At 66.1% G+C, this 25,599-nt stretch carries 22 protein-coding genes and 1 pseudogene; 4 read left to right on the top strand and 19 right to left on the bottom strand.

Translation table 11 applies throughout. The features are described 5' to 3' along the window. Position 1: 1 nt before the first annotated feature. On the top strand, positions 2 to 1,057 hold the full coding sequence (locus AB3347_RS19555; RefSeq protein WP_369093387.1) for a porin: 1,056 nt from the start codon (positions 2 to 4) through the stop codon (positions 1,055 to 1,057). A gap of 1 nt (position 1,058) precedes the next feature. On the opposite strand, the gene AB3347_RS19560 is transcribed toward AB3347_RS19555, so the two are convergent. The 5 genes from AB3347_RS19560 to AB3347_RS19580 form a co-directional block, all read right to left on the bottom strand. After that, entirely contained in the window at positions 1,059 to 1,832 is a 774-nt protein-coding gene (locus AB3347_RS19560; RefSeq protein WP_369093388.1) for an enoyl-CoA hydratase, read from the bottom strand. Positions 1,833 to 1,942: 110 nt separating this feature from the next. Further along, complete coding sequence (locus tag AB3347_RS19565) at positions 1,943 to 3,139, bottom strand: acetyl-CoA C-acyltransferase (protein ID WP_369093389.1); 1,197 nt, start codon at positions 3,137 to 3,139, stop codon at positions 1,943 to 1,945. Between the two features lie 38 nt (positions 3,140 to 3,177). Continuing rightward, positions 3,178 to 5,574 (bottom strand): 3-hydroxyacyl-CoA dehydrogenase/enoyl-CoA hydratase family protein, encoded by a 2,397-nt coding sequence (locus tag AB3347_RS19570; protein ID WP_369093390.1) that lies wholly within the window; start codon positions 5,572 to 5,574, stop codon positions 3,178 to 3,180. A gap of 61 nt (positions 5,575 to 5,635) precedes the next feature. Beyond that, positions 5,636 to 7,426, bottom strand: coding sequence for an acyl-CoA dehydrogenase C-terminal domain-containing protein (locus AB3347_RS19575; protein WP_369093391.1), 1,791 nt, complete (start codon positions 7,424 to 7,426; stop codon positions 5,636 to 5,638). Between the two features lie 47 nt (positions 7,427 to 7,473). After that, positions 7,474 to 8,091: a TetR/AcrR family transcriptional regulator gene (locus AB3347_RS19580; RefSeq protein ID WP_369093392.1), complete on the bottom strand. Its 618-nt coding sequence runs from the start codon at positions 8,089 to 8,091 to the stop codon at positions 7,474 to 7,476. 282 nt (positions 8,092 to 8,373) lie between these two features. On the opposite strand from AB3347_RS19580, the pseudogene AB3347_RS19585 reads away from it, so the two are divergent. The 3 genes and pseudogenes from AB3347_RS19585 to AB3347_RS19595 all read left to right on the top strand — a co-directional run. After that, positions 8,374 to 8,688, top strand: a pseudogene (locus AB3347_RS19585) (SDR family oxidoreductase); the annotation flags it as partial. 24 nt (positions 8,689 to 8,712) lie between these two features. Next, positions 8,713 to 9,381, top strand: a complete 669-nt coding sequence (locus tag AB3347_RS19590; RefSeq protein WP_369093487.1) for a cupin domain-containing protein — start codon at positions 8,713 to 8,715, stop codon at positions 9,379 to 9,381. After that, complete coding sequence (locus tag AB3347_RS19595) at positions 9,378 to 10,502, top strand: flavin monoamine oxidase family protein (protein WP_369093393.1); 1,125 nt, start codon at positions 9,378 to 9,380, stop codon at positions 10,500 to 10,502. The genes AB3347_RS19590 and AB3347_RS19595 overlap by 4 nt, the downstream gene beginning before the upstream one ends. Here AB3347_RS19595 and AB3347_RS19600 read toward each other — a convergent pair. From AB3347_RS19600 to ubiE, 14 genes are all read right to left on the bottom strand, one after another. Next, positions 10,463 to 11,707, bottom strand: a complete 1,245-nt coding sequence (locus AB3347_RS19600) for a DUF819 domain-containing protein (protein WP_369093394.1) — start codon at positions 11,705 to 11,707, stop codon at positions 10,463 to 10,465. The genes AB3347_RS19595 and AB3347_RS19600 overlap by 40 nt on opposite strands. A 148-nt stretch (positions 11,708 to 11,855) precedes the next feature. Then, a complete protein-coding gene (locus tag AB3347_RS19605; RefSeq protein ID WP_369093395.1) occupies positions 11,856 to 12,260 on the bottom strand; it encodes an RNA-binding S4 domain-containing protein in 405 nt (134 codons plus the stop codon). Next, positions 12,257 to 13,417: a cardiolipin synthase ClsB gene (gene clsB, locus AB3347_RS19610; protein ID WP_369093396.1), complete on the bottom strand. Its 1,161-nt coding sequence runs from the start codon at positions 13,415 to 13,417 to the stop codon at positions 12,257 to 12,259. The genes AB3347_RS19605 and clsB overlap by 4 nt, the downstream gene beginning before the upstream one ends. A gap of 10 nt (positions 13,418 to 13,427) precedes the next feature. After that, a complete protein-coding gene (locus AB3347_RS19615; RefSeq protein WP_369093397.1) occupies positions 13,428 to 14,237 on the bottom strand; it encodes an endonuclease/exonuclease/phosphatase family protein in 810 nt (269 codons plus the stop codon). A gap of 80 nt (positions 14,238 to 14,317) precedes the next feature. Further along, positions 14,318 to 16,801, bottom strand: coding sequence for a glycoside hydrolase N-terminal domain-containing protein (locus tag AB3347_RS19620; RefSeq protein WP_369093398.1), 2,484 nt, complete (start codon positions 16,799 to 16,801; stop codon positions 14,318 to 14,320). Positions 16,802 to 16,877: 76 nt separating this feature from the next. Continuing rightward, positions 16,878 to 17,339 (bottom strand): dihydroneopterin triphosphate diphosphatase, encoded by a 462-nt coding sequence (nudB, locus tag AB3347_RS19625; protein WP_369093399.1) that lies wholly within the window; start codon positions 17,337 to 17,339, stop codon positions 16,878 to 16,880. A 98-nt stretch (positions 17,340 to 17,437) separates the two neighbouring features. Further along, positions 17,438 to 19,231, bottom strand: a complete 1,794-nt coding sequence (gene aspS / locus AB3347_RS19630) for an aspartate--tRNA ligase (RefSeq protein ID WP_369093400.1) — start codon at positions 19,229 to 19,231, stop codon at positions 17,438 to 17,440. Positions 19,232 to 19,322: 91 nt separating this feature from the next. Continuing rightward, positions 19,323 to 19,910 carry a DUF502 domain-containing protein gene (locus AB3347_RS19635; RefSeq protein WP_369093401.1) on the bottom strand — a complete coding sequence of 196 codons (588 nt, stop codon included), beginning with the start codon at positions 19,908 to 19,910 and terminating at the stop codon, positions 19,323 to 19,325. Between the two features lie 64 nt (positions 19,911 to 19,974). Further along, complete coding sequence (locus tag AB3347_RS19640; RefSeq protein ID WP_369093402.1) at positions 19,975 to 20,289, bottom strand: FmdB family zinc ribbon protein; 315 nt, start codon at positions 20,287 to 20,289, stop codon at positions 19,975 to 19,977. A gap of 468 nt (positions 20,290 to 20,757) precedes the next feature. Further along, positions 20,758 to 21,366: a methyltransferase gene (locus AB3347_RS19645; RefSeq protein ID WP_369093403.1), complete on the bottom strand. Its 609-nt coding sequence runs from the start codon at positions 21,364 to 21,366 to the stop codon at positions 20,758 to 20,760. Next, complete coding sequence (gene ubiB, locus AB3347_RS19650) at positions 21,356 to 22,939, bottom strand: ubiquinone biosynthesis regulatory protein kinase UbiB (protein ID WP_369093404.1); 1,584 nt, start codon at positions 22,937 to 22,939, stop codon at positions 21,356 to 21,358. Before ubiB ends, AB3347_RS19645 begins: the two co-directional genes overlap by 11 nt. Then, a complete protein-coding gene (locus AB3347_RS19655; protein WP_369093405.1) occupies positions 22,936 to 23,604 on the bottom strand; it encodes an SCP2 domain-containing protein in 669 nt (222 codons plus the stop codon). Before AB3347_RS19655 ends, ubiB begins: the two co-directional genes overlap by 4 nt. 114 nt (positions 23,605 to 23,718) lie before the next feature. After that, positions 23,719 to 24,729: a Tim44 domain-containing protein gene (locus AB3347_RS19660; protein ID WP_369093406.1), complete on the bottom strand. Its 1,011-nt coding sequence runs from the start codon at positions 24,727 to 24,729 to the stop codon at positions 23,719 to 23,721. 19 nt (positions 24,730 to 24,748) lie between these two features. Continuing rightward, on the bottom strand, positions 24,749 to 25,483 hold the full coding sequence (gene ubiE, locus AB3347_RS19665) for a bifunctional demethylmenaquinone methyltransferase/2-methoxy-6-polyprenyl-1,4-benzoquinol methylase UbiE (RefSeq protein ID WP_369093407.1): 735 nt from the start codon (positions 25,481 to 25,483) through the stop codon (positions 24,749 to 24,751). Positions 25,484 to 25,599: the final 116 nt, after the last annotated feature.

Raw genomic sequence — 25,599 nt, forward strand, 5'->3', positions numbered from 1 at the left:
CATGTTTACGCTGCACCTTGCTTCAAGAGATGTCGTGCTCGGACTGGCAGGCTGCCTGGCTTCGACTGGCCTGGCTGCCCAGGACACTCCCGTCGTCGACTTCTACGCTTCGCTGCGCGCCCAGGTCGAGGCGGTCAGCCCGGATCGCGACGATCGCCTCGACAGTTATGTCGGCTTCCGGGACGCCTACTCACGGGTGGGAGTGAAGGTCGACTATCCGCTGGGCGCCGCGCTGACCCTGACGGGTCAGCTGGAGCTCCCCGTCGACTCGGCCAACTTCAGGATGCGCGATCCCTACGACCAGGGCGATGCCAAGCGGCCGCACGGGGAGCGGATCAGGCTCGCCCAGCTGGGCTTGCGGAGCAGGTTCGGCACGATCGCCTACGGCCAGCAGTGGATGCCCTACTACAATGCGGTCGCGGCGCCGGTGGACATGTTCAGCACCTATTACAGCGGCTTCGCGACCTATACCGTGTTTCGCGTGGCCCAGACCCTGGCCTATTCGACGCCGGAGGTCTCGGGCTTCTCGCTCAGCGCAGCGTATACCGGCAGCAGCGGAAACGCGCGCTCGACCTCGCGCATCGATGCGCCGCGCCGGCAGCTCGCCGCCACCTACACCTTCGGCAACACCCGCCTTGCCGCCGGCGTGGATGACCGGGGCGACGCGGGCTACGGACGCAATCGCCTGTTCGGACTATCCGCCAGCCACAAGGCCGGCAAGCTCTACCTCGCAGCCAAGGTCGAGCGCTTCGACTCGGGGAATCGCCAGCGCGGCAGCTTCGCGAGCGACGGCAACCAGGCCATCAACCTGTTCGGCAGCTACGAGATGGGCAGGACCACGGTCAAGCTGATGCTGGCGCGGGTGGAAAACTACGGCGACAACATCGTCCACCTCGGCGTCGACCACCAGCTGTCGGACGATACCAAACTGTTCGCGGAGTACTACCGGGAAGGCAGCACCGCCGTCCTGACGCCGCGCCGCGGCGGCCTGGACGATTTCGATGCCGGCATCAGTGGCGGCCAGGCCCTTGCTGCCGGCATCCGCCACGACTTTTGAATCAGTCGAACTTCGAGAAATCCGGCTTGCGCTTTTCAAAAAAGGCGGTGAAGGCTTCCTTCGCTTCCGGCGCGACCAGCATGGCGCCGAACTGCTTGTTTTCCACGGCGATGGTCTCGGCGACCAGGGCCGCGCGCGAACGCCGCATCAGGGCCTTGGTGGCGCGGATCGAGGCGGCAGGCAGCGCCACCAGCTTGGCGGCCTGGCCCTGCGCGAACGGCAGCAGTTCGGCGGCCGGCAGCACGCGCGCGACGATGCCCATCTCGAAGGCTTCCTGGGCGCCGAAGGCTTCGCCCAGCATCAGCTTCTCGGCGGCGCGGGTGTAGCCGGCGCTCTGCGCCACCAGCAGCGACGAGGCGAATTCCGGGCACAGGCCGAGCTGGGTGAAGGGCATGGAAAACTTCGCGTTGTCGGCGCAGTAGACCAGGTCGCAGTGCATCAGCATGGTGGTGCCGATGCCGACCGCGGCGCCGGCGACGGCCGCGATGACCGGCTTGGTGCAGCCTTCGAGCGCGCGCATGAACTGGAACACCGGACGGTCTTCGGTCATGGCGCCTGCGCCGACGTTGTTCAGGAAGTCGTCGAGGTCGTTACCGGCGGTGAAAATCTCCGGCTTGCCGGCGATCAGGACGACCCGCACGGCGGGATCCTGCTCGGCGTCGAGCAAGGCCTCGGCCATGGTGGTGTACATGGCGCCGGTGATGGCGTTCTTGCGCGCCAGGCGGTTGAATTCGATGCTCAGGAGGCCGTTGGCCTTGTTGATCAGCATGTCCATGTTTCAGGGTCTCCGATTCTTCTAAAGCTGGTTGGACGCGTGGGCGGGAGACCCGCCCACCCTACAAGGGCAAACGGTTCTCCCGCCCACGCGGTATTACTGCTTGATGCTTAAACGCGCTCGATGATACCAGCCGCGCCCATGCCGGCGCCGACGCACATGGTCACCATGCCGTACTTCAGGTTGTTGCGGCGCAGTGCGTGCACCACGGTCGCGGCGCGGATCGCGCCGGTCGCGCCCAGCGGGTGGCCCAGGGCGATCGCGCCGCCCATCGGGTTGACCTTGCTGGTGTCCAGGCCGAGGTCGCGGATCACGGCCAGCGCCTGGGCGGCGAAGGCTTCGTTCAGCTCGATCCAGTCCAGCTGGTCTTGCGTGATGCCGGCGGCGGCCAGCGCCGCGGGAATCGCGACCTTCGGGCCGATGCCCATGATCTCCGGCGGCACGCCGCGCACGGCGAACGAGGAGAACTTGGCCAGCGGAGTCAGGTTGTGCTCCTTCAGGATCTTTTCGCTGACGACGATCAGCGCACCGGCGCCGTCCGACATCTGCGACGAGGTCGCGGCGGTCACGCTGCCCTTGGCGGCGAACACCGGCTTGAGCTTGGCCATGCCTTCCATCGAGGCGTCGGCGCGCGGGCCTTCGTCCAGGTCGACGGTGCGGCGCTTGACGTCGATCTCGCCGGTCTTCAGGTTCGGCGTGCGGGTGACGATTTCCACCGGGGTGATCTCGTCCTTGAACAGGCCGGCCTGCTGCGCGGCGATGGCGCGGCGGTGCGATTCCAGGCCGAAGGCGTCCTGGTCTTCGCGCGAGATCTTCCACTGCTCGGCCACCTTCTCGGCGGTCAGGCCCATGCCGTAGGCCAGGCCCACGTTCTCGTCCTTGAAGGTCTCCATGTTGATCGACGGGTGGTGGCCCATCATCGGGACCATCGACATCGATTCGACGCCGCCGGCGATCATCACGTCGGCTTCGCCGACGCGGATGCGGTCGGCTGCCATGGCCAGGGCGGTGATGCCCGAGGCGCAGTAGCGGTTCACGGTGACGCCGCCGACGGTGTTCGGCAGGCCTGCCAGCACCACCGAATTACGCGCCACGTTGAAGCCCTGCTCCGCTTCCGGGAACGAGCAGCCGACGATGGCGTCGACGATCAGGGCCGGGTCCAGGTTCGGCACGGCGGCCATGGCGCCGCGGATCGCGGCGACCAGCAGGTCATCCGGACGGGTCTTGTTGAAGAAGCCGCGCGGCGCCTTGCCGATCGGGGTGCGGGTCGCTGCGACGATGTATGCGTCTTGAAGTTGTTTGCTCATGATTTGTCGTCCTGTTCTGTCGGCGCGAAGTGGCCCGATTAGTTGCGCACCGGCTTACCGTTTTGCATCATGCCCATGATGCGTTCCTGGGTCTTCGGGTTGCTCAGCAGCGCGATGAAGGCCTTGCGTTCCATGTCGAGCAGCCACTGTTCGGACACCACGCTGCCCTGGTCGATGTCGCCGCCGGTCACGATCTCGGCGATGGTGTCGCCCAGGTGGTAGTCGTAGGCCGAGATGAAGCCGCCGTCACGCATGTTGACCAGCTGGCCGCGGATCGTCGCCCAGCCGTAGCGGCCGGTGACGGTCACCGGGCGGCGCATTGGTGCGCGGTAGCCGGCGTCGAACATGGCGCGCGCGGTGGTCTTGGCCACGTGCAGCAGTTCGTATGGGTTGAAGACGATGACGTCGTCTTCCTTCAGGTAGCCCATGGCCTTCGCTTCCAGGGCCGATTTCGACACCTGCGCGGTGGCCGCGTTGGTGAAGCCGGTCTTCAGGAATTGCAGGATGTCGTTGCCCTTGGCCTCGGTAAAGGCGCGCACGGCCGCTTCCTTCAGGCCGCCGCCGGCCGGCACCAGGCCGACGCCGACTTCGACCAGGCCGATGTAGGACTCGATCGAGGCCACGCGCTTGGAAGCGTGCAGGGCCATCTCGCAGCCGCCGCCCAGCGCCAGGCCCGCGACAGCGGCGACCACCGGGATGTTCGAGTACTTCATCTGCATGAAGACGTCCTGCAGGTCGCGCACCATCGGTTCCATCGCCTTGGCGCCGCCCATCATGAAGGCCGGCAGGGCCGACTGCAGGTCGGCGCCGGCCGAGAAGGCGCCGCCTTCGGCCGCGTCGGTATTCCAGATCACCAGGCCCTTGAAGCCCTTCTCGGCTTCCGCCATGGCGCGCTGCAGGCCCTTCACCACGCCTTCGCCGATGACGTGCATCTTGGTCTTGAGCGAGATGACCAGCACCTCGTCGTCCGAATGCCACAGGCGCACCGAGTCGTCCTCGAACACGGTGGTGCCGAAGGTCTTCGGATCGACGGTGGTCGCGCCCAGCACCGGGGCGCGGAACTGCTGGCGCTGGTAGACCGGCAGGTCGGACGCCGGAACATACGCGTTCTTCGAGGCCGAGTACGAACCCTCAGCGGTGTGCACGCCCTTCTCGGCGACCGGCGCCTCGAACACCCAGGCTGGCAGCGGTGCATTGCACAGCGCCTTGCCGCTATCGATGTCTTCCTTCACCCACTGGGCGATCTGGGTCCAGCCGGCGGCCTGCCAGGTCTCGAACGGGCCGACGCTCCAGCCGAAGCCCCAGCGCATGGCGAAGTCGACGTCGCGCGCGTTGTCGGCAATCGACTCCAGGTGAAACGCGATGTAGTGGAAGGCGTCGCGGAAGATCGCCCACAGGAACTGCGCCTGCGGATTGGTCGATTCGCGCATGGCCTTGAACTTCTTGACCGGGTCCTTTTCTTTCAGGATGCGGGCGACGATGTCGGCGGCCTTGGCGCCGCTGGCCACGTATTCGCCGGTGGCGAAGTCGAGACGCTGGATCTCCTTGCCGACCTTTTTATAGAAGCCGCCGCCGGCCTTCTGGCCCAGCGCGCCCTTCTCGATCAGCTTGGCCAGCACGTCCGGGGTCTTGTACAGGCTGAAGAACGGGTCGTCCTGCAGGGTGTCCTGCATGGTCTTGATGACGTGGCCCATGGTGTCCAGGCCCACGACGTCGGCGGTGCGGAAGGTGCCGGACTTGGCGCGGCCCAGCTTGGCGCCGGTCAGGTCGTCGACCACGTCCACCGACAGGCCGAACTTCTCGGCTTCGTGGATGGTGGCCAGCATGCCGAAGATACCGACGCGGTTGGCGATGAAGTTCGGGGTGTCTTTTGCACGCACCACGCCCTTGCCCAGGGTCGAGGTCAGGAAGGTTTCGAGCTGGTCCAGGATTTCCGGACGGGTGCTGGTGGTCGGAATCAGTTCGACCAGGTGCATGTAGCGCGGCGGGTTGAAGAAGTGCACGCCGCAGAAGCGCGCCTTCAGTTCGTCATCGAAGCCTTCGGCCAGCTTGTTGATCGACAGGCCCGAGGTGTTGGAGGCGAAGATCGCGTTCGGGGCGATGTGCGGGGCGACCTTCTTGTACAGGTCGTGCTTCCAGTCCATGCGCTCGGCGATGGCTTCGATGATCAGGTCGCAGCCTGCCAGCACGTCGAGGTTGTCCTCGTAGTTGGCCACTTCGATCAGGGAAGCGTCGTCCTTGTTGCCCAGCGGGGCCGGCGACAGCTTCTTCAGGCCTTCGATGGCCTTCAGGACGATGGCGTTCTTGTTGCCTTCTTTTGCCGGCAGGTCGAACAGCACGACCGGCACCTTGGCGTTCACGCAGTGCGCAGCGATCTGCGCGCCCATCACGCCGGCGCCCAGCACGGCGACTTTCTTGACGATGAAATTGGACATTCTTATTTCCTTGGATAAGTCGTGGCCTCCGCTCTTGGAGCGGAGGCCACGTGATGGTGTGTTAAAACAGGTCTGCGTCCATGGCCAGCAGGTTCGATGCGCCCGAACGTGCCTGGCGGATCAGCATCGCGGTTTCCGGGTACAGGCGGGCGAAGTAGAAGCGCGCGGTGTGCAGCTTGGCTTCGTAGAACTTGTCGCCCGAATCCTGCTTGGCCAGCGCGATCTTCGCCATCTGGGCGAAGAAATAGCTGAACACCAGGTGGCCCACGACGCGCAGGTAAGGCACGGCGGCGGCGCCGACTTCGTCCTGGTTCTGGAAGGCCTTCATGCCGATTTCCATGGTCAGCTTGGTGACCTTTTCGCCGAGTTCGCCCAGCGGGGTCACGAATTCGGACATCGACTCGTCCAGGCCGTTCTCTTCCACGAAAGCCTTGATCTTCTCGCCGAAGGCGCGCAGCTTGGTGCCGTTGTCCATCAGGATCTTACGGCCCAGCAGGTCCAGCGACTGCACGGTGTTGGTGCCTTCGTAGATCATGTTGATGCGGGCGTCGCGCACGTACTGCTCCATGCCCCACTCGCTGATGTAGCCGTGGCCGCCGTACACCTGCATCGCTTCCGAAGTGGCGATCCAGCCGTTGTCGGTGATGAAGGCCTTGACGATCGGGGTCAGGAGCGCGACTTCGCCGGCGGCTTCCTTGCGCACTGCTTCGTCCGGGTGGTTCAGTTCGCGGTCGATCTGCAGCGCGATGTACGAGGTCAGCGCGCGGCCGCCTTCGGCGAAGGCTTTAGCAGTCAATAACATGCGCCGCACGTCCGGGTGCACGATGATCGGGTCGGCCGGCTTGTCTGGCGCTTTCGGGCCCGACAGCGAACGCATCTGGATGCGGTCTTTCGCATACACCAGCGCGTTCTGGTAGGCGACTTCGGTCAGGCCCAGCGACTGCATGCCGACGCCCAGGCGGGCGGCGTTCATGAACACGAACATCGCCTGCAGGCCCTTGTGCGGCTGGCCGATCAGGGTGCCGACGGCGTTGTCCAGGTTCATCTGGCAGGTGGCGTTGCCGTGGATGCCCATCTTCTCTTCGATGGCGCCGCAGGCGATGCCGTTGCGTTCGCCGATCGAGCCGTCCGGGTTCGGCAGGAACTTCGGCACCAGGAACAGCGAGATGCCCTTCGAGCCTTCCGGCGCGTCCGGCAGGCGTGCCAGCACCAGGTGGACGATGTTCTCGGCCATGTCGTGTTCGCCGGCCGAGATGAAGATCTTGGAGCCGGTGATCTTGTAGGTGCCGTCAGCCTGCGGCTCGGCCTTGGTGCGCAGCAGGCCCAGGTCGGTGCCGCAGTGCGCTTCGGTCAGGCACATGGTGCCGGTCCACTCGCCCGACACCAGCTTGGGCAGGTAGAACTTCTTCTGGTCTTCGGTGCCGTGCTCCTTCAGGCACTCGTAGGCGCCGTGCGACAGGCCCGGGTACATGGTCCATGCCTGGTTCGACGAGTTCAGCATCTCGTAGAAGGAGTTGTTCAGCGAGACCGGCAGGCCCTGGCCGCCGTATTCCGGATCGCACGCCAGCGCGGCCCAGCCGCCTTCGACGTACTGCTTGTAGGCTTCCTTGAAGCCCTTCGGGGTGGTCACGGCCTTGGTGGCCGGATCGAAGTGGCAGCCTTCGCGGTCGCCCGAGTGGTTCAGCGGGAACAGGACTTCCTGCGTGAATTTCGCACCTTCCTCGAGCACCTGGTTGATGATGTCGGCGTCGATCTCCTGGTAGGCAGGCAGGTTCTTGAACTCTTCGCTGACATTGAGGAATTCGTGCAGAACGAACTGCATATCCCGGATTGGCGCGACGTACTGACCCATGGTTTTCTCCTGAACGAAGGTAAAAGTGTGTTGACTGGCCGGCAGTGTTAGTGGGCCGGGGTGCCTTGCGGCGGAATCGGGTTACGGTAGTTCTCGATCAGGCGCTCGAAGCCGCGGCGCGCGCGGTCGACCGCGCCGGCATTGCGCAGGAAGCGGGCGTCGTGGTGCAGGGCCAGGATCAGCCCGTACATCTCGTACACCAGCTGCTCGGCGTCGGCGTCGGCGCGCAGGTGGCCGACCTCGACCGCCTGGCGCGCGGCGCGGCGCAGCGCATCCTGCCAGTCCTGCACCATCTTGACCAGCTCCTCGCGGATCGGACCCGGGCGGTCGTCGTACTCGACGGCGCCGCTGATGTAGATGCAGCCAGACGCGATCTCGACCGACACGCGCGCCAGCCAGCGGTCGAACATCGACTGCAGGCGCGGCAGGCCGCGCGGCTCGCGCACGCTCGGGAAGAACACTTCCTGCTCGAAGCGGTGGTGGTACAGCTTGACGACCTCCAGCTGCAGGTCTTCGCGCGAACCGAAGTGCGCGAACACGCCGGACTTGCTCATGTTCATCCGGTCGGCCAGCAGGCCGATGGTGAGGCCTTCCAAGCCGTCGCGGCTGGAAAGCTCGAGCGCCACGTCGAGAATCGCTGCCCGCGTGAGCTCGCCCTTGCGCATGAATTTGGCTGAAGTAGTAATGACTGCCCCTGAATCGAAAAAATCCGAACGCTCGTACTATTATCTACCAGAGTTGAAATGTCAAACGGGAACTTAGAGGCGAGATTCTATTGATGCAGGACAACGGCAAGCGAGCGGAGCACTTGCTGGGCATCCCCACCCGGGTCTGGCGGGGACAGCGTTGTCGCAAATGCTAAGGTACCGCATTTTTCGCCTTCGTGGTGTACGCAGACGGGTACGCGGAACACTTGTTTGCCGATCCGACAGGAAGATCCGGCCAGGCTGCTGCTTCGGCCAGCAACCAGCCGCGGCAGACTTGTACATTCGGGCCGATGCACCACAATGGAACTGGTCCCGAAGCGCATCCGCGTCAGCGCGGTGGCGCCGGCGGTGGTGGGAACCCCGATCTACGAAGGCTTCATCCCGAAGGCCGAGGTGCACCGCGCCCTGCAGGGTTTCAATGCCTTCCACCCGATCGGCCGTGTCGGCACGCCCCAGGACGTCGCCGACGCGGTAAGCTTCCTGTTGTCGGACAACGCAGCCTGTGTCACCGGCGCCATCTGGGACGTCGATGGCGGCGTCATGGCTGGCCGCAATGAACATTCAGGGAAAGGAAGCACCATGCTGGTCAACGCAGATTTTTCGCAGTCCGTCGTCGTCACACCCGACCGCTACCAATGGAGCGCCTCGCCGCAAAGCGGCGTCGAGCGCGTGATGCTGGACCGGATCGGCGCCGAACAGGCCCGTGCGACCAGCATCGTGCGCTACGCGCCGGACTCCTTTTTCCCTGCCCACGCGCACCCCGACGGCGAAGAGATCCTGGTCCTGTCGGGGACGTTTTCGGACGAGAGCGGCGACTTCCCGGCAGGCTGGTACCTGCGCAGTCCCTCCGGTTCAATGCACCAGCCGTTCAGCCGTCCGGGCGCCCTCATCTTCGTCAAGCTGCGGCAGATGGCGCCGCATGACGAGCAGCGCGTACGCATCGATACTCGCGACCCGGCCAACTGGGTGCAAGAAGGGCAAGGCGCGGTCTGCCGGCTGTTCTCGAACGCGCACGAACAGGTCTGCCTGCAGCGCCTCGCGCCCGGACAGGCGCTGGCGGACCCGGGCGCCGGCGGCGCCGAGCTGCTGGTCCTCGAAGGAGAGCTGGTCGCGGGCGGGCAGCGCTATCCGCGCGGCACCTGGATCCGCCTGCCCGCCGGCGCCCAGCCCGGCCTGGTCGCCGGCGACAGCGGCGCGAACCTGTACCTCAAGACCGGCCACCTGGCCGGCATGGCCCAGCTGACATGAGCATCCACACCACCCGCTTCGCCATCGTCGGCGGCGGCCTGAGCGGCCTGTATGCCGCGTACCGGCTGGAACAGCAAGGCTGCACCGACTATGTGCTGCTGGAAGCCCGCGAGGTGCCCGGCGGGCGCATCCTCTCGACCGGGCGCTTCGACCTGGGCCCGACCTGGTTCTGGCCCGATCTGCAGCCCGCGCTGGACCGCCTGGTGCGCGAGCTTGACCTGGAACGCTTCGCCCAACACGAGGCCGGCGACATGATGGCCGAGCGCTCGCGCAGCGAAGGTCCGTTGCGGATGCGCGGCTACGTCAATGCGCCGGCCTCGATGCGCCTGGCCGGCGGGATGGCGGCGCTCACCGAGGCCCTGCGGATGCGCCTGGAGGCGTCCCGGATCGTCACCGGACAGGCGGTGCGGCGCCTGCGCCGCCAGGGGACGCTGGTCGAGCTGGACAGCGAAGACGCGCGGGGCAAGCTCACGACCCGGCAAGCCGGGCACGTGCTGCTGGCGGCCCCGCCGCGGCTGCTGGCCGCCACCCTCGCCTTCGACCCTGCGTTACCCGATGCACTGGCGCGCGCATGGCAGGCCACGCCCACCTGGATGGCGCCGCACGCAAAATACCTGGCGGTCTACGACACGCCGTTCTGGCGCGAGCAGGGCTTGTCCGGCGCGGCGCGCAGCGCCGTCGGGCCGCTGGGCGAAATCCACGATGCTTGCGCCCCCGGCGGCAGCGCTGCGCTGTTCGGCTTCTTCGCGCTCCCTGCCCAGGTGCGCGGGCGCTTCAGCGAAGAGGAACTGCGCGGCCATTGCCGCGCCCAGCTGGCGCGCCTGTTCGGCGCGCAGGCGGCGACGCCGCAGGCCGACTTCATCAAGGACTGGGCAGTCGACGGATACACGGCGACCGCGGCCGACCTCGACGGCATGGGCGGCCATGCCGAGGCGCCGGAAGCCGTGGCCGGGGCCGGCCCCTGGGCTGGCTGCATGACCGGCATCGGCAGCGAATGGTCGCCCGTGTTCCCGGGCTACCTGGCCGGGGCGATCGACGCCGTCGACCGCGCGCTGCAGCCGGCCACCGCCGCCGCGCCGGCTCAGGTGGCCAGCGCGCGCAGCACCAGGCCGGTCACGTAGGCGCCATAGGTGCCGAGGGCGTAGCCGAGCACCGCCAGCAGCACGCCGACCGGCGCCAGCGCCGGGTGGAAGGCGCTGGCCACCACCGGGGCCGAAGCCGCGCCGCCGACGTTGGCCTGCGAGCCGACCGCCATGAAGAACAGCGGCGCGCGGATCAACTTGGCCATCAGCAGCAGCAGGCCGCCATGCACGCAGATCCAGATCAGGCCCAGCACGAACAGCCACGGCCGGTCGAGCAGCGCATTCAGGTCCATCTGCATGCCGATGGTCGCCACCAGGAAGTACAGCATGGCCGAGCCGAGGGTCGAGGCGCCCGCCCCTTCCAGGCTGCGCGCCTTGGTAAAACTGAGCAGCATGCCGAAGGTGGTGGCGAACACCACGATCCAGAAGAAGGACGAGGTCAGGCTGTAGTCCTGCAGGCGCCATTCCTGGGGCAGGCCGGCGATCCAGCCGACAGTGGGGCCGGTCAGCGCATGCGACAGGCCGGTGACTCCCAGGCCCACGGCCAGGATCACCATCACGTCGGTCAGGGTCGGCATGCGGGCATGCTCGGCATGGTAGGTTTCGATGCGCGCCTTGAGGGCATTGATGGCGGAGAGGTCGGCGCCGGTCCAGCGGTCGAAGGCCTGGGCGCGGCCGGCCAGGAACAGCAGCACCGCCATCCACACGTTCGCCACCAGCACGTCCACCGCGACGAACTGGCCGAACAGGGTGGCGTCGACCTCGAACACTTCCTTCATGGCCGCCTGGTTGGCGCCGCCGCCGATCCAGGCGCCGGTAATCGTGGTCATGCCGCGCCAGGTCTCGCCCGCGACGGTCTCGGGATGGATGAGGCGCATGATCTCGAACGAGGCAATCGCGCCCAGCATGATGCCGGCGGTACCGGTCAGGAACATGATGATCGCCTTGGGGCCGAGCCGCACGATGGCGCCGAAGTCGATCGCGATGCATAGCAGCACCAGCGCGCTGGGCAGCAGGTAGTCGCGCGCCACCGGGTACAGCTTCGAGAGGCTGCCGTCGATGACGCCCAGGGTATTCAGGATGGCCGGCACCAGGTAGCACAGCAGCAGGGCCGGCACGTAGGTATAGAACTTCTTCCAGAAGCCGTCGGGCCGCGAGGCCGACCAGAACACGAAGCCGAGGATCGCTGCGAGGATGCCGAGCACGACGGCATCGTTGGTGACGAGAGGAACAGCAGTTTGCATGGAATGATCATCAAAAGCTGCCGGGCCATCGCCCCAGGCACAGCCTATGGAGATGCCCGACCGGGAGCCTTGGCGGCCGGAGCGGGCATTTTACATTCCAGCGAGAAATTGCAAACTAAAATGAGGCCGGCCATGGGGACCGGCATCTTCATTCGTCGACGATGCGGGTGATCGCGCGGCGGTCGCGCTTGGTCGGGCGTCCCTTGATGTCCAGGCTCGGCTCGGGGAACAGGCGGCGCGCGGTCTTGTCGTTCTCGCGCTTGGCGATGCTTTCGTCGGTTTCAAAATACAGGGTGCGCGCGACCGGCGCCGGGCCGCGCTTGTCCGAGATGGCCGCGACGATCACTTCCCAGCGGTCCGAGCCGTTATCGATGAGCAGCTTGTCGTTCACCTTGACGTTGCGCGAGGGCTTGACCGGCTCGCCGTCGATGCGCACGCGGCCGCGGTCGATCGCGTCGGTCGCCATCGAGCGGGTTTTGAAGAAGCGCGCCGCCCACAGCCATTTGTCGATTCGTACGTTGTTGTCTTCCATGTGCTGCCTGTTTTCGTTCATGCATAGCCGATCGCGAAGATCCGCATCACCAGTTTATACACCATATAGGCCAATCCGTAGCTGGCACGGCGAATCCAGCCGATGCCGGCGTAATCCTCGGGGCGGATCGGCACGCCGTCGGCGACGCCGCGCTCGATGTGGTCGCGCACGGTGGCGGCGAAGCGCTGGTCCAGCACGACCACGTTGGCTTCCTGGTTCAGGAACAGCGACAGCCCGTCGCAGTTGCTGGAGCCGACCGTGGCCCAGTCGTCGTCCACCACCGCGACCTTGGCGTGCAGCTGGGTCTTGCGGTACTCGACCACCTTGATGCCGTCGGCCAGCAGCTTGGGGTAGAAGGAGTGGGCCACCATGTCCTGGATGACGAACTCCCCTACCCCGATCAGGAGCGTGACCCGCACACCGCGCTGGGCCGCGTGGGCCAGCGCCTTGCGGAACTTGCGGCCCGGGGCGAAATACGGCGTGGCCAGCAGCACGCTGTCCTTGGCGCGCCCCAGGGCCTGCAGGTAGGCGCGCTGGATGGTGCCGCGGTTGCGCAGGTTGTCGCGCACCACGAAGGCCGCCTTGGCCGGGTATTCGCAGGACTCGACGGGCTCCTTGCGCATTTCCCTGAACAGCTCGATGCGCTGCCGCAGTTTCAGGCGGCCCGCGCGCAGCCATTGGCCCTGGGCCTCGTCGTGGATCTCGGCCACCAGCGGGCCGCGTACCTGCACCGTGAAATCCCAGCGCGGCGCCGGCAGGCGGTGCTTGTCGGCGTGGTCGCACTGCCAGTCGTCGTTGATGTTGATGCCGCCGACGAAGGCCACCTCGCGGTCGACCACCACGATCTTGCGGTGCGAGCGCGCGATGCCGCGCCGGCACCAGGGATTGAACACGCGGTACTGCACGCCCGCTTCGGCGAACACGAGGCCCAGGCGCTGCGCCGGGCGATGCTCGGTGCCGATCCAGTCGACCAGCACGCGCACCTTCACGCCGCGCGCGGCCGCGCGCACCAGCGCATCGCGCACCAGGATGCCGGTCGGGTCCTCGGCAAAAATATAGGTTTCGAACAGGACGTCGTACTGGGCCGCGTCGAGCGCGGCGATCAGTGCGGGAAAGTAGGCGGTGCCGCTTTCCAGCAGGGTGACGTCGTTGTTGTCTACGAAGCTGACGTGGCGCATGGCGCGACGTCTAGCTCAGCTGGAGTTCGGCCACGATCGGGGCGTGGTCGGACAGCTTGGCCCACAGCGCGCCGTGCATCACCTGCGCGTTGTCCACCTTGAAGCCGCGCACGTAGATGCGGTCGAGGCGGAACCAGGGCAGCATGGCGGGGAACGTGCGCGCCGGCGCCAGGCGCGGCTGGCGGCCGGCCCAGCTGCGCACCATGTCGCCCATCGGCGACTTCGGTCCCAGCTCGTCGAAGACCTCGGACACGCCGAGGGCATTGCGCAAACGGTCGCTGAGGGTGTTGCGCCAGTCGTTGAAGTCGCCTGCGATGATCACCGGTTCGCCGTGCGAGGAGCTGTTGACCGCGTCGATCAGGGCCGCCGTCTGGCGCCCGCGGCTGCCTTCGAACAGGCCCAGGTGCACCACGTAGCAGTGGACCGGGCCGGCCTGCGTGTTCAGCACGCAGTGCAGGATGCCGCGCTGCTCGTAGGCGTGGTCCGAGACGTCGTGGTTGTGCGAATTCTCGATCGGGAAGGCGCTCAGCAGCGCATTGCCGTGGTGGCCGTGGTCGTACACGGCATTCATGCCGTAGGCGCTGTGGTGCTTCTCGCCCTTGAAGTAATCGTACTGCGCGGTTTCTGGCCAGTGCCGGTGCGCGTGCTCTTCCTTGCCGTAGCGTGCCTGGAAGCGGTCGTGCCTGCCCTGCACTTCCTGCAGAAAAATGACGTCGGCGTTGAACTCGGCGATTGCCTTTTTCAGCGCGATCACGCGCGGCTGGCTGCGCAGCGAGGACACGCCCTTGTGGATGTTGTAGGTGGCCACACGAATCTTCATGGGAACATTCTAACAACATCATGCCCGCCCCTTCCGGAACCGGCCCCAATCGTGCGCTTAAGCTGATGCGCCAGGGCAATTCAGCCTGGCGCCGGGCGTACCTGGTAGGTCTTGCCCTTCGTGGCGTCGAAGCTGAGGACGTAGCCGATGCCGCTGCGCTTGCTGCGTGCGGTCAGGCCTGCCACGCGCACCGGCGCCGCCGTCCGCAACACGCAGCGGCCGCCCTGACGCGCGGTGATGCGCGCCGTGCGCAGCCGGCCGCCGCGCCAGGCCATGTCGACCACGAAGTTGCCGCGGCCGACCAGACCGGCGACTTCGCCTTCCTGCCATGCGGCCGGCAGCGCCGGCAGCAGGTGCAGTTCGTCGTTCTGGCTCTGCAGCAGCATTTCGATGGCCCCTGCGGTGCCGCCGAAATTGCCGTCGATCTGGAAGGGGGGATGCGCGTCGAACAGGTTGGCATAGGCGCCGCCATGCTTGTCGCCCTGCTTCGTCAGCCGCATCAGCTTGCGGAACAGTCGATAAGCACGATCGCCGTCGAGCAGGCGCGCCCACATGTTGACCTTCCACGCCAGGCTCCAGCCGGTGCCGTCGTCGCCGCGCAGTTCGAGCGTGCGGCGCGCGGCGGCAGCCAGATCCGGCGTGGCGAGCGGCCCGATGCTGCGCCCCGGGTGCAGCGCATACAGGTGCGACACGTGCCGGTGCTGGGGCTCGACCTCGTCGAAATCCTTGTACCACTCCAGCAGCTGGCCCCTGGCGCCGACCTGGTAGGGAAACAGCCGGGCTGCGGCCGCCTTCAGCTCGCCGCGCAATGCCGCGTCCACGTCCAGCACCCGGGCGGCCGCCTCGACGTTGGCGAACAGGTCGCGCGCGATGGCCATGTCCATGGTCGAGGCGATGCTGACGATGCCCTGCTGCCGGTCGCCATAATAGAAGGCGTTCTCCGGCGAGGTCGAGGGCAGCGTGACCAGGCGCCCCTGCGCGTCCGGCTGCAACCAGGCCAGCATGAAGCGCGCGGCCTCCTTCATGACCGGATAGGCCTCGCGCAGGTAGGCGCGGTCGGCGGTGAACTGGTAGTGCTCCCACAGGTGCCGGCTCATCCATGCGCTGCCCATCGACCAGTTGGCCCATTTGGGGTCGCCCTTGCCGAAGTCGCCGACCGGATTGCTGGTCGCCCAGATGTCGGAATTGTGGTGCACCGCCCAGCCGGGAGCGCGGTAGAACGAAGCCGCGGTCTCCGTGCCGGTGACCGACAGGTTGCGGATCAGGTCATTCATGGGCGCGAACAGTTCGCCCAGGTTGGCGCTCTCCACCGGCCAGTAGTTCATCTGCACGTTGATGTTGGTCGTGTAGTTGCTGCTCCACGATGCGCGCAGCAGGTGGTTCCAGATGCCCTGCAGGTTAGCCGGTGCATCCTTGGTGCGCGAGGACGAGATCAGCAGGTAGCGGCCGAACTGGACGTACAGGGCCTCGAGGCCGGGGTCGGGTTGCCCGGCGCTGTACTCGGCCAGGCGGCGGTCGGTCGGGATGGCGCTGCGGTCCGGCTGGCCGCCGTTGAGCGTGAGCGACATGCGGTCGAACAGGCCGCGGAAGTCGGCCAGGTGCGCGGCGCGCAGGCTGGCGTGATCGCGCTGCGCGGCACGTTCGAGGGCGGCGGCGGCCAGCGCATGCTCGTCCCTGCCCGCGCTGTCCGGGCACTGGTCGAACCCGGCGAAGCTGGTGGCCGCCGACAGCAGGACGGTCGCTTCGGAGGCGCCGCTGACCCGCAGCCGGTTCTCGACCACCGAGACGCTGCCGTCCTTCACGATGGGTTGGACCAGCAGTTCGAAACGCATGCCCTTGCAACCCGCCGGATCGTCCTGGATGACCGGTTCGGGGTTGTAGCGCACGTAGTTCGGATCGACATGGGCCGGCGCCTTGCCGCGCAGGGCGAGCACCTTGCCTGCGGCCGTTGCGGCCGCGCGCAGCTGGCTGCTGGTCTCCAGCTCGAACTCGAGCTTGCGCGGTTCGCTGGCGCTCAGGTGGACGATGATCACCCCGTCGGGAGCGGAGGCGAAGACCTCGCGCCGGTAGCGCACGCCGTCCACGTCGAAACTGGTGGCGGCAATGCCGTCGCGGATGTCCAGGCTGCGCCGGTAGCCGGTCGGGACCGAACCGCCGAGCCGCTGGCGGATCCGCAGGTCGCCCAGGGGCAGGAAGCTCTCGGTGTAGCGTCCCTGGACCCCGCGCGCCAGCTTGTAGGCGGCGCCATAGTCTTCCTGCCTGAGGGCGTCCCGGACCCGCCCCAGCGCGTCGAAGGCGCCGGGGTTGAGCTTGCCGGATACCGGCCCGCCGCTCCACAGCGTCGCCTCGTTCAGCTGGAGCAGTTCTTCTTCCGGCCGCCCGATTACCATGGCGCCCAGGCGGCCGTTGCCCACCGGGAGGGCCTCGGTCCAGGCCTTGGCGGGGTGCTCGTAATGCAGCGTGAGCGGATGCGAAGACGGCGCATCGGCGGCGCGCGCGCGCGAGGCCGGCAAGCACAGGAACAAGGCGCAGGCGCTTGCGCACAGGAGACGTGAAGACAGCATCGGGCCCCCGCAGACGGAATGGAATCCCGATTCTATGGCGATCGAGGCCGCCTGTAAGCGGGCGTGGGGGAATCAATCACGCGCTTGCGCGCTGGAGAATTTTCGGCAACTGCAGGACGGCCTCGGCATTCGAGGACGAGAAGCAGCGGTCGGCCGCTTCCAGCCAGGGCAGCCAGGCGTATTGCGTGTGTTCGCGCGGACTCAGGACGATCGGGATCTCGCGCGGGACGCACACCGAGAACACGTGTTCGGTATTGTGGGTGACGCCGGGCGCGTAGCGGTGGCGCCAGACCGGGTAGATCTCGTAGACGTTCGACAGCTGCCAGTCGTGCAGGCGGATGTGCTGGCCGTCGGCGACGATGCCGGTTTCCTCGAACAGTTCGCGGGTTGCGGTTTGCAGCAGGGGTTCGTCGTGGGCGTCGAGCGAGCCGGTGACGGATTGCCAGAAGCCCGGACGGTCGGCGCGTTCGATCAGCAGCACCTCCATGGCGGAGGTGTGGATGACGACCAGGACCGATTCGGGGATTTTGTGGGGCATGGGGGCAGATAAAACAAACGCGGGCAGAACCGGTGACCGGTCATGCCCGCGTGAGTTGAACGCGCGGTCGGCAAAGCCGACCACCCTACCGAAGGCGCTTACGCGACCTTCGCTTCGTTACGCAGGCGGATGTGCAGTTCCTTGAGCTGCTTCTCGTCGACTTCCGACGGCGCGTTGGTCAGCAGGCATTGTGCGCGCTGGGTCTTCGGGAAGGCGATCACGTCGCGGATCGACTCGGAGCCGGTCATCAGGGTGATGAGGCGGTCCAGGCCGAAGGCCAGGCCACCGTGCGGCGGCGCGCCGTACTGCAGGGCGTCGAGCAGGAAGCCGAACTTCAGCTGCGCTTCCTCGGCGTCGATCTTCAGCGCGCGGAACACCTTGCTCTGGACTTCTTCGCGGTGGATACGGATCGAGCCGCCGCCCAGTTCCCAGCCGTTCAGGACCATGTCGTAGGCCTTGGCGACGCAGGCGCCCGGGTTGGTCTCGAGCATGTCCTCGTGGCCGTCCTTCGGCGCGGTGAACGGGTGGTGGGTGGCGTTCCAGCGGTCGCCGTCTTCGTCGTACTCGAACATCGGGAAGTCGATGACCCACAGCGGGGCCCAGACGTCGTCGAACAGGCCGGCCTTCTTGCCGAATTCCGAGTGGCCGATCTTCACGCGCAGCGCGCCGATGGCGTCGTTGACGACCTTGGCTTTATCGGCACCGAAGAAGATCAGGTCGCCGTCTTCGGCGCCGGTCAGTTCCAGGATCTGGGCCAGGACCTCGTCCGAGATGTTCTTGACGATCGGCGACTGCAGGCCGTCACGGCCCTTGGCCTTCTCGTTGACCTTGATGTAGGCCAGGCCCTTGGCACCGTAGATGGCGACGAACTGGGTGTACGCGTCGATTTCCGAACGCGGCATCGAGCCGCCCTGCGGCACGCGCAGGCCGACCACGCGACCGCCGGCCATGTTGGCGGCGCTGTTGAACACCTTGAACTCGACCGACTTCATCAGCTCGGTCAGTTCGGTGAACTGCAGCTTCACGCGCATGTCCGGCTTGTCCGAACCGTACATGCCCATCGCGGTGGCGAAGTCCATCACCGGGAACGGGTTCGGCAGGTCGATGCCGGCCGCGTTCTTGAACACGACGCGCATCATGTCTTCGAACAGGTCACGGATTTCCTGTTCGGTCAGGAACGAGGTTTCGCAGTCGATCTGGGTGAATTCCGGCTGGCGGTCGGCGCGCAGGTCTTCGTCGCGGAAGCACTTGGTGATCTGGTAGTAACGGTCGAAGTTGGCGACCATCAGCAGCTGCTTGAACAGCTGCGGCGACTGCGGCAGCGCGAAGAAGTTGCCCGGGTTGACGCGCGAAGGCACCAGGTAGTCGCGCGCGCCTTCCGGGGTCGACTTGGTCAGCATCGGGGTTTCGATGTCGATGAAGCCCAGGTTGTCCAGGTACTTGCGCACTTCCATCGACACCTTGTAGCGCAGGCGCAGGTTGTGCTGCATCTGCTGGCGGCGCAGGTCGAGCACGCGGTGGGTCAGGCGGGTGGTTTCCGACAGGTTGTCGTCGTCCAGCTGGAACGGCACCGGCACCGAGGCGTTCAGCACTTCCAGCTGGGTGGTGTTGATCTCGATCTTGCCCGACTTCAGGTTGGCGTTGGCGGTGCCTTCCAGGCGGTTCACGACGGTGCCGGTAATGCGCAGGCAATACTCGTTGCGCACGTGCTCCGCCGCCTTGAACACCTCGGCGTTATCCGGGTGGCAGACCACCTGCACCAGGCCTTCGCGGTCGCGCAGGTCGATGAAGATCACGCCGCCGTGGTCGCGGCGACGGTGCACCCAGCCGCACAGGCTGACGGTTTGGCCCAGCAGTTCCTCGGTGACGAGGCCGCAGTAGTGAGTACGCATGGAGGACATAGTTTTCGTTCCAGGTTGGTTGATTCGTGAAGGTTCGAGCCTATCCTGCTCGCGCCCTGTTCTTTGCTTGCTGCGTTGTTCTTTATTCCGGTGCCACCACGCCCATCGACACGATGTGCTTCAGGGCGGCATCCACGGACATGTTCAGTTCCACGACCTTGCTGCGTTCCATCATCAGGAAGAAGCCCGAAGTCGGGTTCGGGGTGGTCGGCACGTACACGCTCACGTAGTCGCCCACCAGGTGGTTCTTGACGTCGCCGCCCGGCACGCCGGTCAGGAAAGCGATGGTATAGGAATCCGCGTGCGGGTACGGGATCAGCACCGGCGTGCGGAACGCGTTGCCCGAGGACGAGAACAACGTGTCCGACACCTGCTTGACGCTGCCGTACAGCGAGCTGACCACCGGAATGCGCTTCATTACCCGGTCGCCCAGGCGTACGACGTAGCCGCCGATCAGGTTATTGGTCAGCAGGCCGGTAATGAACACGATGGCAAGCGTCAGGACCGCGCCGAAGCCCGGCACGTCCATGCCGAACAGCTGGCGCGGCTGCCAGGCTTCCGGCACGAACAGCAGCGACTGGTCGAGCGTGCTGATGATCATGCTCAGCACCCAGGCCGTGATCACCAGGGGCACCAGCACCAGCAGGCCAGTCAGGAAATATTTGCGCATCGAATTCTCTTGTTCTTGTTCGGGCTGCGGCCATCGGCCGCAGCGCTTGGACTACCCGGGTGCTTCAGGTACCGCTCTTGTCGCCGCCGGTGGCCGCAGGAGCCGCGGCCGGGGCCGGCGTGCTGGCCGTGCCGCCGCCGTCGGATGCGGCGGCCGGGGCCGCGGTCCCGCCGGCAGTGCCCGTGGCCGGCGGCGTGCCGCCACGGAAATCGGTCACATACCAACCCGTACCCTTCAGCTGGAAGCCGGCAGCGGTCACCTGTTTTTTGAAGGCTTCCTTGCTGCACGACGGGCAGACCGTCAGCACCGGGTCAGAAATTTTTTGCAGCACATCTTTGGTAAAACCGCATTCATCGCAGCGGTAGGCGTAGATCGGCATCTGATACTCCGCAAAAATCTTCAAAACCCTGAATTATAAAGCTTTTACGGGAGGTTTTGCCCGCTTTGGCTGCAGCAGCGGGACGCCGAGGCTCCGGCCAGCCATCCGAACGTGCGCGGGGTGTTGTTTTTCGTCATCGTCCAGTGCTGTTTCGTTTGCCCAACAGCAGGCTCGGGTGATTAAATAGCATCTTTCTTAAGAACATGATGGCAACAGGCAAGCTCTGCTGCCCGCAGTTAAGAAGAAACAGAAGATTTTGCGCGGTGCTGCACCGCCGCTGGTCCGTAAAAGAACGCTGTACTTATGAAGCCCGCTGATGCGGGCTTTTCTTTTGGCTCAACGGCAACAACGGCAGGGTCAGGGCTGACATTTAGACACGAGCTCTGCTTTATCTCCGCCTGAGGCCGTGTCCGCGGTTTGTGAATGTCAGACCTGACCCCGGTTTGCGGTTTGGGTTGTTCTTCTGGCTCAACGGCGTTGCCAGACCATCCAGCGTTCCTTGCCTACGAAGATGGGAATGGAATCGCCGACCGGTGCGTCCTCGACGCAATCGAAGTACGGCGCCAGCAATGTTTGCAACCCGTTGCGGTCGATCCCGAAGGGCGGACCTTTTACCGTTTGGTCAAAAAAGAAGAAGCCGCCCAGCCGCCCGCCCGGCGGCAGCAGTTGCGCCCAGCGCGCCGCCACCTGCGGACGCAAGGCGGGCGGCAGCGCGCACAGGAAGGCGCATTCGTAGATGAAGTCGAGCGCGTGCGGCGGCTGCCAGGCGAAGAAGTCCGCTTCCACGACCCGCTCGCCCCACTGCCCCGCCAGCGTCCTGCCGCGCGCCACGGCCTGCGGCGCGAAGTCGATCGCCCACGCATCCCAGCCGGCATTGCACAGATACACCAGTTCGTAGGCGCTGCCGCAGCCGGGGATCAGCGTGGACAGCGGGCGCGGGCTGGCGACGACGAAATCGCGCAGCGCCTGCGGCACCCCGCCGCGGTCCCAGGGCGTGAAGGACTTGGCGAAACGCTCGTCCCAGAACTGCGGACTGAGCGGATCGCGGCTGGCAAAGCTGGGCGGATCAGCCGCCATGCAACAGGCCATAGCCGGCAGCGATGGCGCCTACCAGCACCACCACCGCCGCCAGGAAGGCCAGTATCCGATTGGTGCGGCGCTGCTCCAGCAGCACCATCGCCAGCAGGTCGGCCTGCGGCATCAGCTGGCCGCGATGGGTTGCCGTGATATTCGAATGGGCCTGGCGCTCCAGGGCCTGGTGCAGCAGGCGCGGCAGCTGCGGGAAGATGTGCGCGTAGCGCGGCGCCTCGGCGCGCAGGCGCTCGACCATGCCCTGCCAACCCACCTGCTCGCTCATCCAGCGCTCCAGATAAGGCTTGGCGGTCTTCCACAGGTCGAGGTCGGGGTCGAGCTGGCGGCCCAGGCCCTCGATGTTGAGCAGGGTCTTTTGCAGCAGCACCAGTTGCGGCTGGACCTCGACATTGAAGCGGCGCGAGGTCTGGAACAGGCGCAGCAAGATCTGGCCGAAGGAAATGTCTTTCAGCGGACGGTCGAAGATCGGCTCGCAGCAGGCGCGCACGGCGGACTCGAGTTCGTCGACGCGGGTATCGCGCGGCGCCCAGCCCGATTCGATGTGGGCCTCGGCCACGCGCTTGTAGTCGCGGCGGAAGAAGGCCAGGAAGTTCTGCGACAGGTAATCCTTGTCGAAGTCGTTCAGCGTGCCCACGATGCCGAAGTCGAGCGCGATGTAGCGGCCGAAGGTCTCCTTCTCGACCGACACCAGGATGTTCCCCGGGTGCATGTCAGCGTGGAAGAAGCCATCCCGGAATACCTGCGTGAAGAAGATTTCGACGCCGTCGCTCGACAGCTTTTTCAGGTCCACGCCCTCGGCCGCCAGGCGGTCGATCTGCGATACCGGGATGCCGCGCATGCGTTCCATCACGATCACGCTGCTTGAGCAATAGTCCCAGTGCATCTCCGGCACCATCAGCAGGGTCGAGTCGGCGAAGTTGCGGCGCAGCTGGCTGGCGTTGGCGGCTTCGCGCATCAGGTCGAGCTCGTCGTGCAGGTACTTGTCGAACTCGGCGACCACCTCGCGCGGCTTCAGGCGGCGGCTTTCCGCCCATACCTTTTCGATCAGGCGGGCCGCCATGTCCATCAGCGCCAGGTCTTCGTCGATGGTCTTGCGCATGCCGGGACGCAGCACCTTCACCGCCACCTCGGTGCCGTTTTTCAGGGTAGCGAAGTGCACTTGGGCAATCGACGCCGACGCCACCGGCACCCGTTCGAAGCTGGCGAACAATTGGTCGGGATGAGCGCCGAGCGCCTCGGTGATCTGGGCCACCGCCAGGTCGGAATCGAAAGGCGGCACCCGGTCCTGCAGCAGCGACAGCTCGTCGGCGATGTCGGGCGGCATCAGGTCGCGCCGGGTCGACAGCACCTGGCCGAACTTGATGAAGATCGGCCCCAGCTCTTCGAGCGCCTGGCGCAGGCGGATCGCGCGCGGCGAGGTGATGCGGCGCCAGAAGAACACGGTATTCATGAAGCGCGCGGTGCGCGGGGCGTGCAGGCTCGTGACCGCGATTTCGTCGAGACCGTACTTGGTCGCGACAGCAAGGATTTTTAGCAGGCGCAGGAATTTCAATATCATCGGTTATCCGGACTCAGTATCACGCTCGGGCGGCCCGCATCAAGGCGCGGGCTTGCCGTCGTCTGCATTTGCGCCAGGCGCTGTTCCAGGCGGGCGATGCGCTTGGCGGTGCGCTCGACGTCGTCGCGCAGGCGCACCACGTCGGCCGCGAATTCGTCCACGGCGCTTGGCCGCACCAGCACCGGCCGCTCTTCCAGCAGGAATTCGGCCACGTTCTCGGCCAGCCGGCGGCCGGCGCCCAGCGCCCCGCCGGCGGCGCCGCGTGCGCCCTGCACCAGGTGCCGTGCGCCGAGCGGGCCGACGATACGCTCGAGGTCGTATTCGGCATCCCAGCGCAGGCCTTTCGACAGCGACGAGATGGTGTTGGCGAACTCGGCGTCCCCTTCGATTTTCACATAAGAAAAGGCGCGATCGCGGTTCTGGGCGATCAGCGGCAGGTCGGTCAGCTTGACGCGGATGGTCACGTTCGCCGGCCCCTCGGCCGTACCGGGCTCGAGCATGCCATCGCGCGCCACGCGCAGGCGCAGCGTCAGGTGGCCGGTGTCGATGCAGGCTTCCTTGCCTGCATGCCGCAGCAGCGCGTCACGCGCCCAGGCTTCCTGGGCAAGCAGATGGTTGATCGTGGCGACGGCAGGCGTCGCCAGCATGGCAGAACTCGGGAACATGGCAGCACACGTTTTATCGAAAAAAAACCGCCCGGCAGGCGCGGGCGGTTCGATCTTACCAGTTTGCCGGGCACCTACCCGGCAGCACGGGAACTTTACTGGAAAATAATTAAATCAAGCTACTTGCTGGATACCTGCCAGGACCCAGCCGCCCTGGCCCGACAGCGGCTTGGACATGTTCCAGACCTCGACGAAGGGCTCGGCCGGCGCGTTCGGGGCGGTGCGGATCATGCCGTTGAACTGCACGCTGGCCAGGTAGTCGGTGGCGGTGGTCTCGATGCCCAGCAGCTGGCCGTCGATCGTCACCACGTCGGTGAAGTCGGTGGCGCCGTTGCGCTCCTGGATCTGCATCTTCAGCTCGGCAAATACCTCGGGCGAAGTGAATTCGCGCAGGTCGTTGGTGTCGCCGCGGTCCCAGGCCGCCTGCATGCGGATGAACGAGGCTTTCGCATGGCGCAGGAAGGCATCCTGGTCGAAATCGGCCGGCACGCCCCACTGCTGGTGCATGGCCGGGGCGGCAGCGCCCGGCTTGCCGAGCTCGACGTTGCCGAACTGGCCCGGCTGCTGGCCCTGGAACGCGGCCGGCTGGCGCAGGCCGGAACCGATCTCCGGGGTCGAGACCGCGCCCGCGGCGCTGCCGGCGGCCGGGCTGGCGGCGCCGACCGGCACCGGATTGGTGTAGCCGCCGCCGAAGGCCGGGTTGGCCGGGGTGTCCTTGCGGCGGAACATGCGCACCACGAACAGCACGGCCAGCACCAGCAGGCCGATCATCAGGATGGCCGAGATCGCGCTGGCCAGCGCGCCGCCAATGCCGAAGTGCGACAGCAGCGCGCCCAGGCCGAGGCCCAGCAGCGCGCCGCCGAGGATGCCCTTCCACATGCTCGGACGTTTGGCCTGGGCCGCGGCCGCACCCGCGGCGCCGGCGGCGGCCGGCGCTGCGGTGGGCGCACGCTGCTGCTGGAAGCCCGGAGCCGGCGCCGGCGCCGGCGCCGGCGCCTGCATCTGCTTCACAGGCTGCGACTGGCGCCCGATCGAGCGCTTGCCGCCCATCGGACGTGCAGTGGCTTCCGCGATCATCGAGACCGCGGTCATTGCCAGCACCATCGTTGCCACGAATTTCTTCATCGTCGTCTTCCTCGAAAGCTTAGAGTTTGATACCGGTGTGCAATGCGGCCACACCCGCCGTCAGGTTGTGATACTGGACCCGCTCCAGTCCCGCATCGAGCATCATGGACTTCAGGGTTTCCTGGTCCGGGTGCATGCGGATCGATTCCGCCAGATAACGGTAGCTCTCCGCATCGCCGGCGATCTTCTGGCCCAGCCACGGCAGCACCGAGAACGAATACAGGTCGTACGGCTTCTGCAGCGGCGCGATCACTTTCGAGAACTCCAGCACCAGCAGCTTGCCGCCGGGCTTGAGTACGCGGCGCATCTCCGCCAGCGCCTGGTCCTTGTGCGTCATGTTGCGCAGGCCAAAGGCCACGCTGACGCGGTCGAAATAATTGTCCGGGAAAGGCAGCTTCTCGGCGTCGCACAACAGAGTTGGGGTCACCAGGCCCTGATTCAATAGCCTGTCCCGGCCGACGCGCAGCATCGACTCGTTGATGTCGGTGAGCCAGACCTCGCCGGTGCGGCCGGCCTGCTTCGCAAACGCCTTGGCCAGGTCGCCGGTGCCGCCGGCGATGTCGAGCACCTTGAAGCCGGGGCGCACGCCGGCCTGGGCGATGGTGAACATCTTCCAGGCACGGTGCAGGCCGGCCGACATCAGGTCGTTCATGACGTCGTATTTCGATGCGACCGAATGGAAAACCTTGGCGACTTCCTGGACCTTCTGGTCCTCGGCGACGGTCTTGTAGCCGAAGTGGGTGGTATTGGTCATATGTGCATGCGGTTGGGGGTTGCCACATTATACAAGCAGCCCGGCCCGTGCCCCGGCCCGGCATGCCGGAAGCAAACTTGCCTATGTATAATCGTCAAATTGCCCAATTCCCGGCC

Origin of the sequence: Massilia sp. X63 (assembly GCF_041023745.1) — a bacterium.
GTDB lineage: Bacteria > Pseudomonadota > Gammaproteobacteria > Burkholderiales > Burkholderiaceae_D > Telluria.

What these genes read in the sequence shown, in the direction of transcription:
- AB3347_RS19555 (WP_369093387.1), top strand. Translation starts at nt 2, where the DNA reads ATGTTTACGCTGCACCTTGCTTCAAGAGATGTCGTGCTCGGACTGGCA.
- AB3347_RS19560 (WP_369093388.1), bottom strand. Translation starts at nt 1,832, where the DNA reads ATGGACATGCTGATCAACAAGGCCAACGGCCTCCTGAGCATCGAATTC.
- AB3347_RS19565 (WP_369093389.1), bottom strand. Translation starts at nt 3,139, where the DNA reads ATGAGCAAACAACTTCAAGACGCATACATCGTCGCAGCGACCCGCACC.
- AB3347_RS19570 (WP_369093390.1), bottom strand. Translation starts at nt 5,574, where the DNA reads ATGTCCAATTTCATCGTCAAGAAAGTCGCCGTGCTGGGCGCCGGCGTG.
- AB3347_RS19575 (WP_369093391.1), bottom strand. Translation starts at nt 7,426, where the DNA reads ATGGGTCAGTACGTCGCGCCAATCCGGGATATGCAGTTCGTTCTGCAC.
- AB3347_RS19580 (WP_369093392.1), bottom strand. Translation starts at nt 8,091, where the DNA reads ATGCGCAAGGGCGAGCTCACGCGGGCAGCGATTCTCGACGTGGCGCTC.
- AB3347_RS19590 (WP_369093487.1), top strand. Translation starts at nt 8,713, where the DNA reads ATGCTGGTCAACGCAGATTTTTCGCAGTCCGTCGTCGTCACACCCGAC.
- AB3347_RS19595 (WP_369093393.1), top strand. Translation starts at nt 9,378, where the DNA reads ATGAGCATCCACACCACCCGCTTCGCCATCGTCGGCGGCGGCCTGAGC.
- AB3347_RS19600 (WP_369093394.1), bottom strand. Translation starts at nt 11,707, where the DNA reads ATGCAAACTGCTGTTCCTCTCGTCACCAACGATGCCGTCGTGCTCGGC.
- AB3347_RS19605 (WP_369093395.1), bottom strand. Translation starts at nt 12,260, where the DNA reads ATGAACGAAAACAGGCAGCACATGGAAGACAACAACGTACGAATCGAC.
- clsB (WP_369093396.1), bottom strand. Translation starts at nt 13,417, where the DNA reads ATGCGCCACGTCAGCTTCGTAGACAACAACGACGTCACCCTGCTGGAA.
- AB3347_RS19615 (WP_369093397.1), bottom strand. Translation starts at nt 14,237, where the DNA reads ATGAAGATTCGTGTGGCCACCTACAACATCCACAAGGGCGTGTCCTCG.
- AB3347_RS19620 (WP_369093398.1), bottom strand. Translation starts at nt 16,801, where the DNA reads ATGCTGTCTTCACGTCTCCTGTGCGCAAGCGCCTGCGCCTTGTTCCTG.
- nudB (WP_369093399.1), bottom strand. Translation starts at nt 17,339, where the DNA reads ATGCCCCACAAAATCCCCGAATCGGTCCTGGTCGTCATCCACACCTCC.
- aspS (WP_369093400.1), bottom strand. Translation starts at nt 19,231, where the DNA reads ATGCGTACTCACTACTGCGGCCTCGTCACCGAGGAACTGCTGGGCCAA.
- AB3347_RS19635 (WP_369093401.1), bottom strand. Translation starts at nt 19,910, where the DNA reads ATGCGCAAATATTTCCTGACTGGCCTGCTGGTGCTGGTGCCCCTGGTG.
- AB3347_RS19640 (WP_369093402.1), bottom strand. Translation starts at nt 20,289, where the DNA reads ATGCCGATCTACGCCTACCGCTGCGATGAATGCGGTTTTACCAAAGAT.
- AB3347_RS19645 (WP_369093403.1), bottom strand. Translation starts at nt 21,366, where the DNA reads ATGGCGGCTGATCCGCCCAGCTTTGCCAGCCGCGATCCGCTCAGTCCG.
- ubiB (WP_369093404.1), bottom strand. Translation starts at nt 22,939, where the DNA reads ATGATATTGAAATTCCTGCGCCTGCTAAAAATCCTTGCTGTCGCGACC.
- AB3347_RS19655 (WP_369093405.1), bottom strand. Translation starts at nt 23,604, where the DNA reads ATGTTCCCGAGTTCTGCCATGCTGGCGACGCCTGCCGTCGCCACGATC.
- AB3347_RS19660 (WP_369093406.1), bottom strand. Translation starts at nt 24,729, where the DNA reads ATGAAGAAATTCGTGGCAACGATGGTGCTGGCAATGACCGCGGTCTCG.
- ubiE (WP_369093407.1), bottom strand. Translation starts at nt 25,483, where the DNA reads ATGACCAATACCACCCACTTCGGCTACAAGACCGTCGCCGAGGACCAG.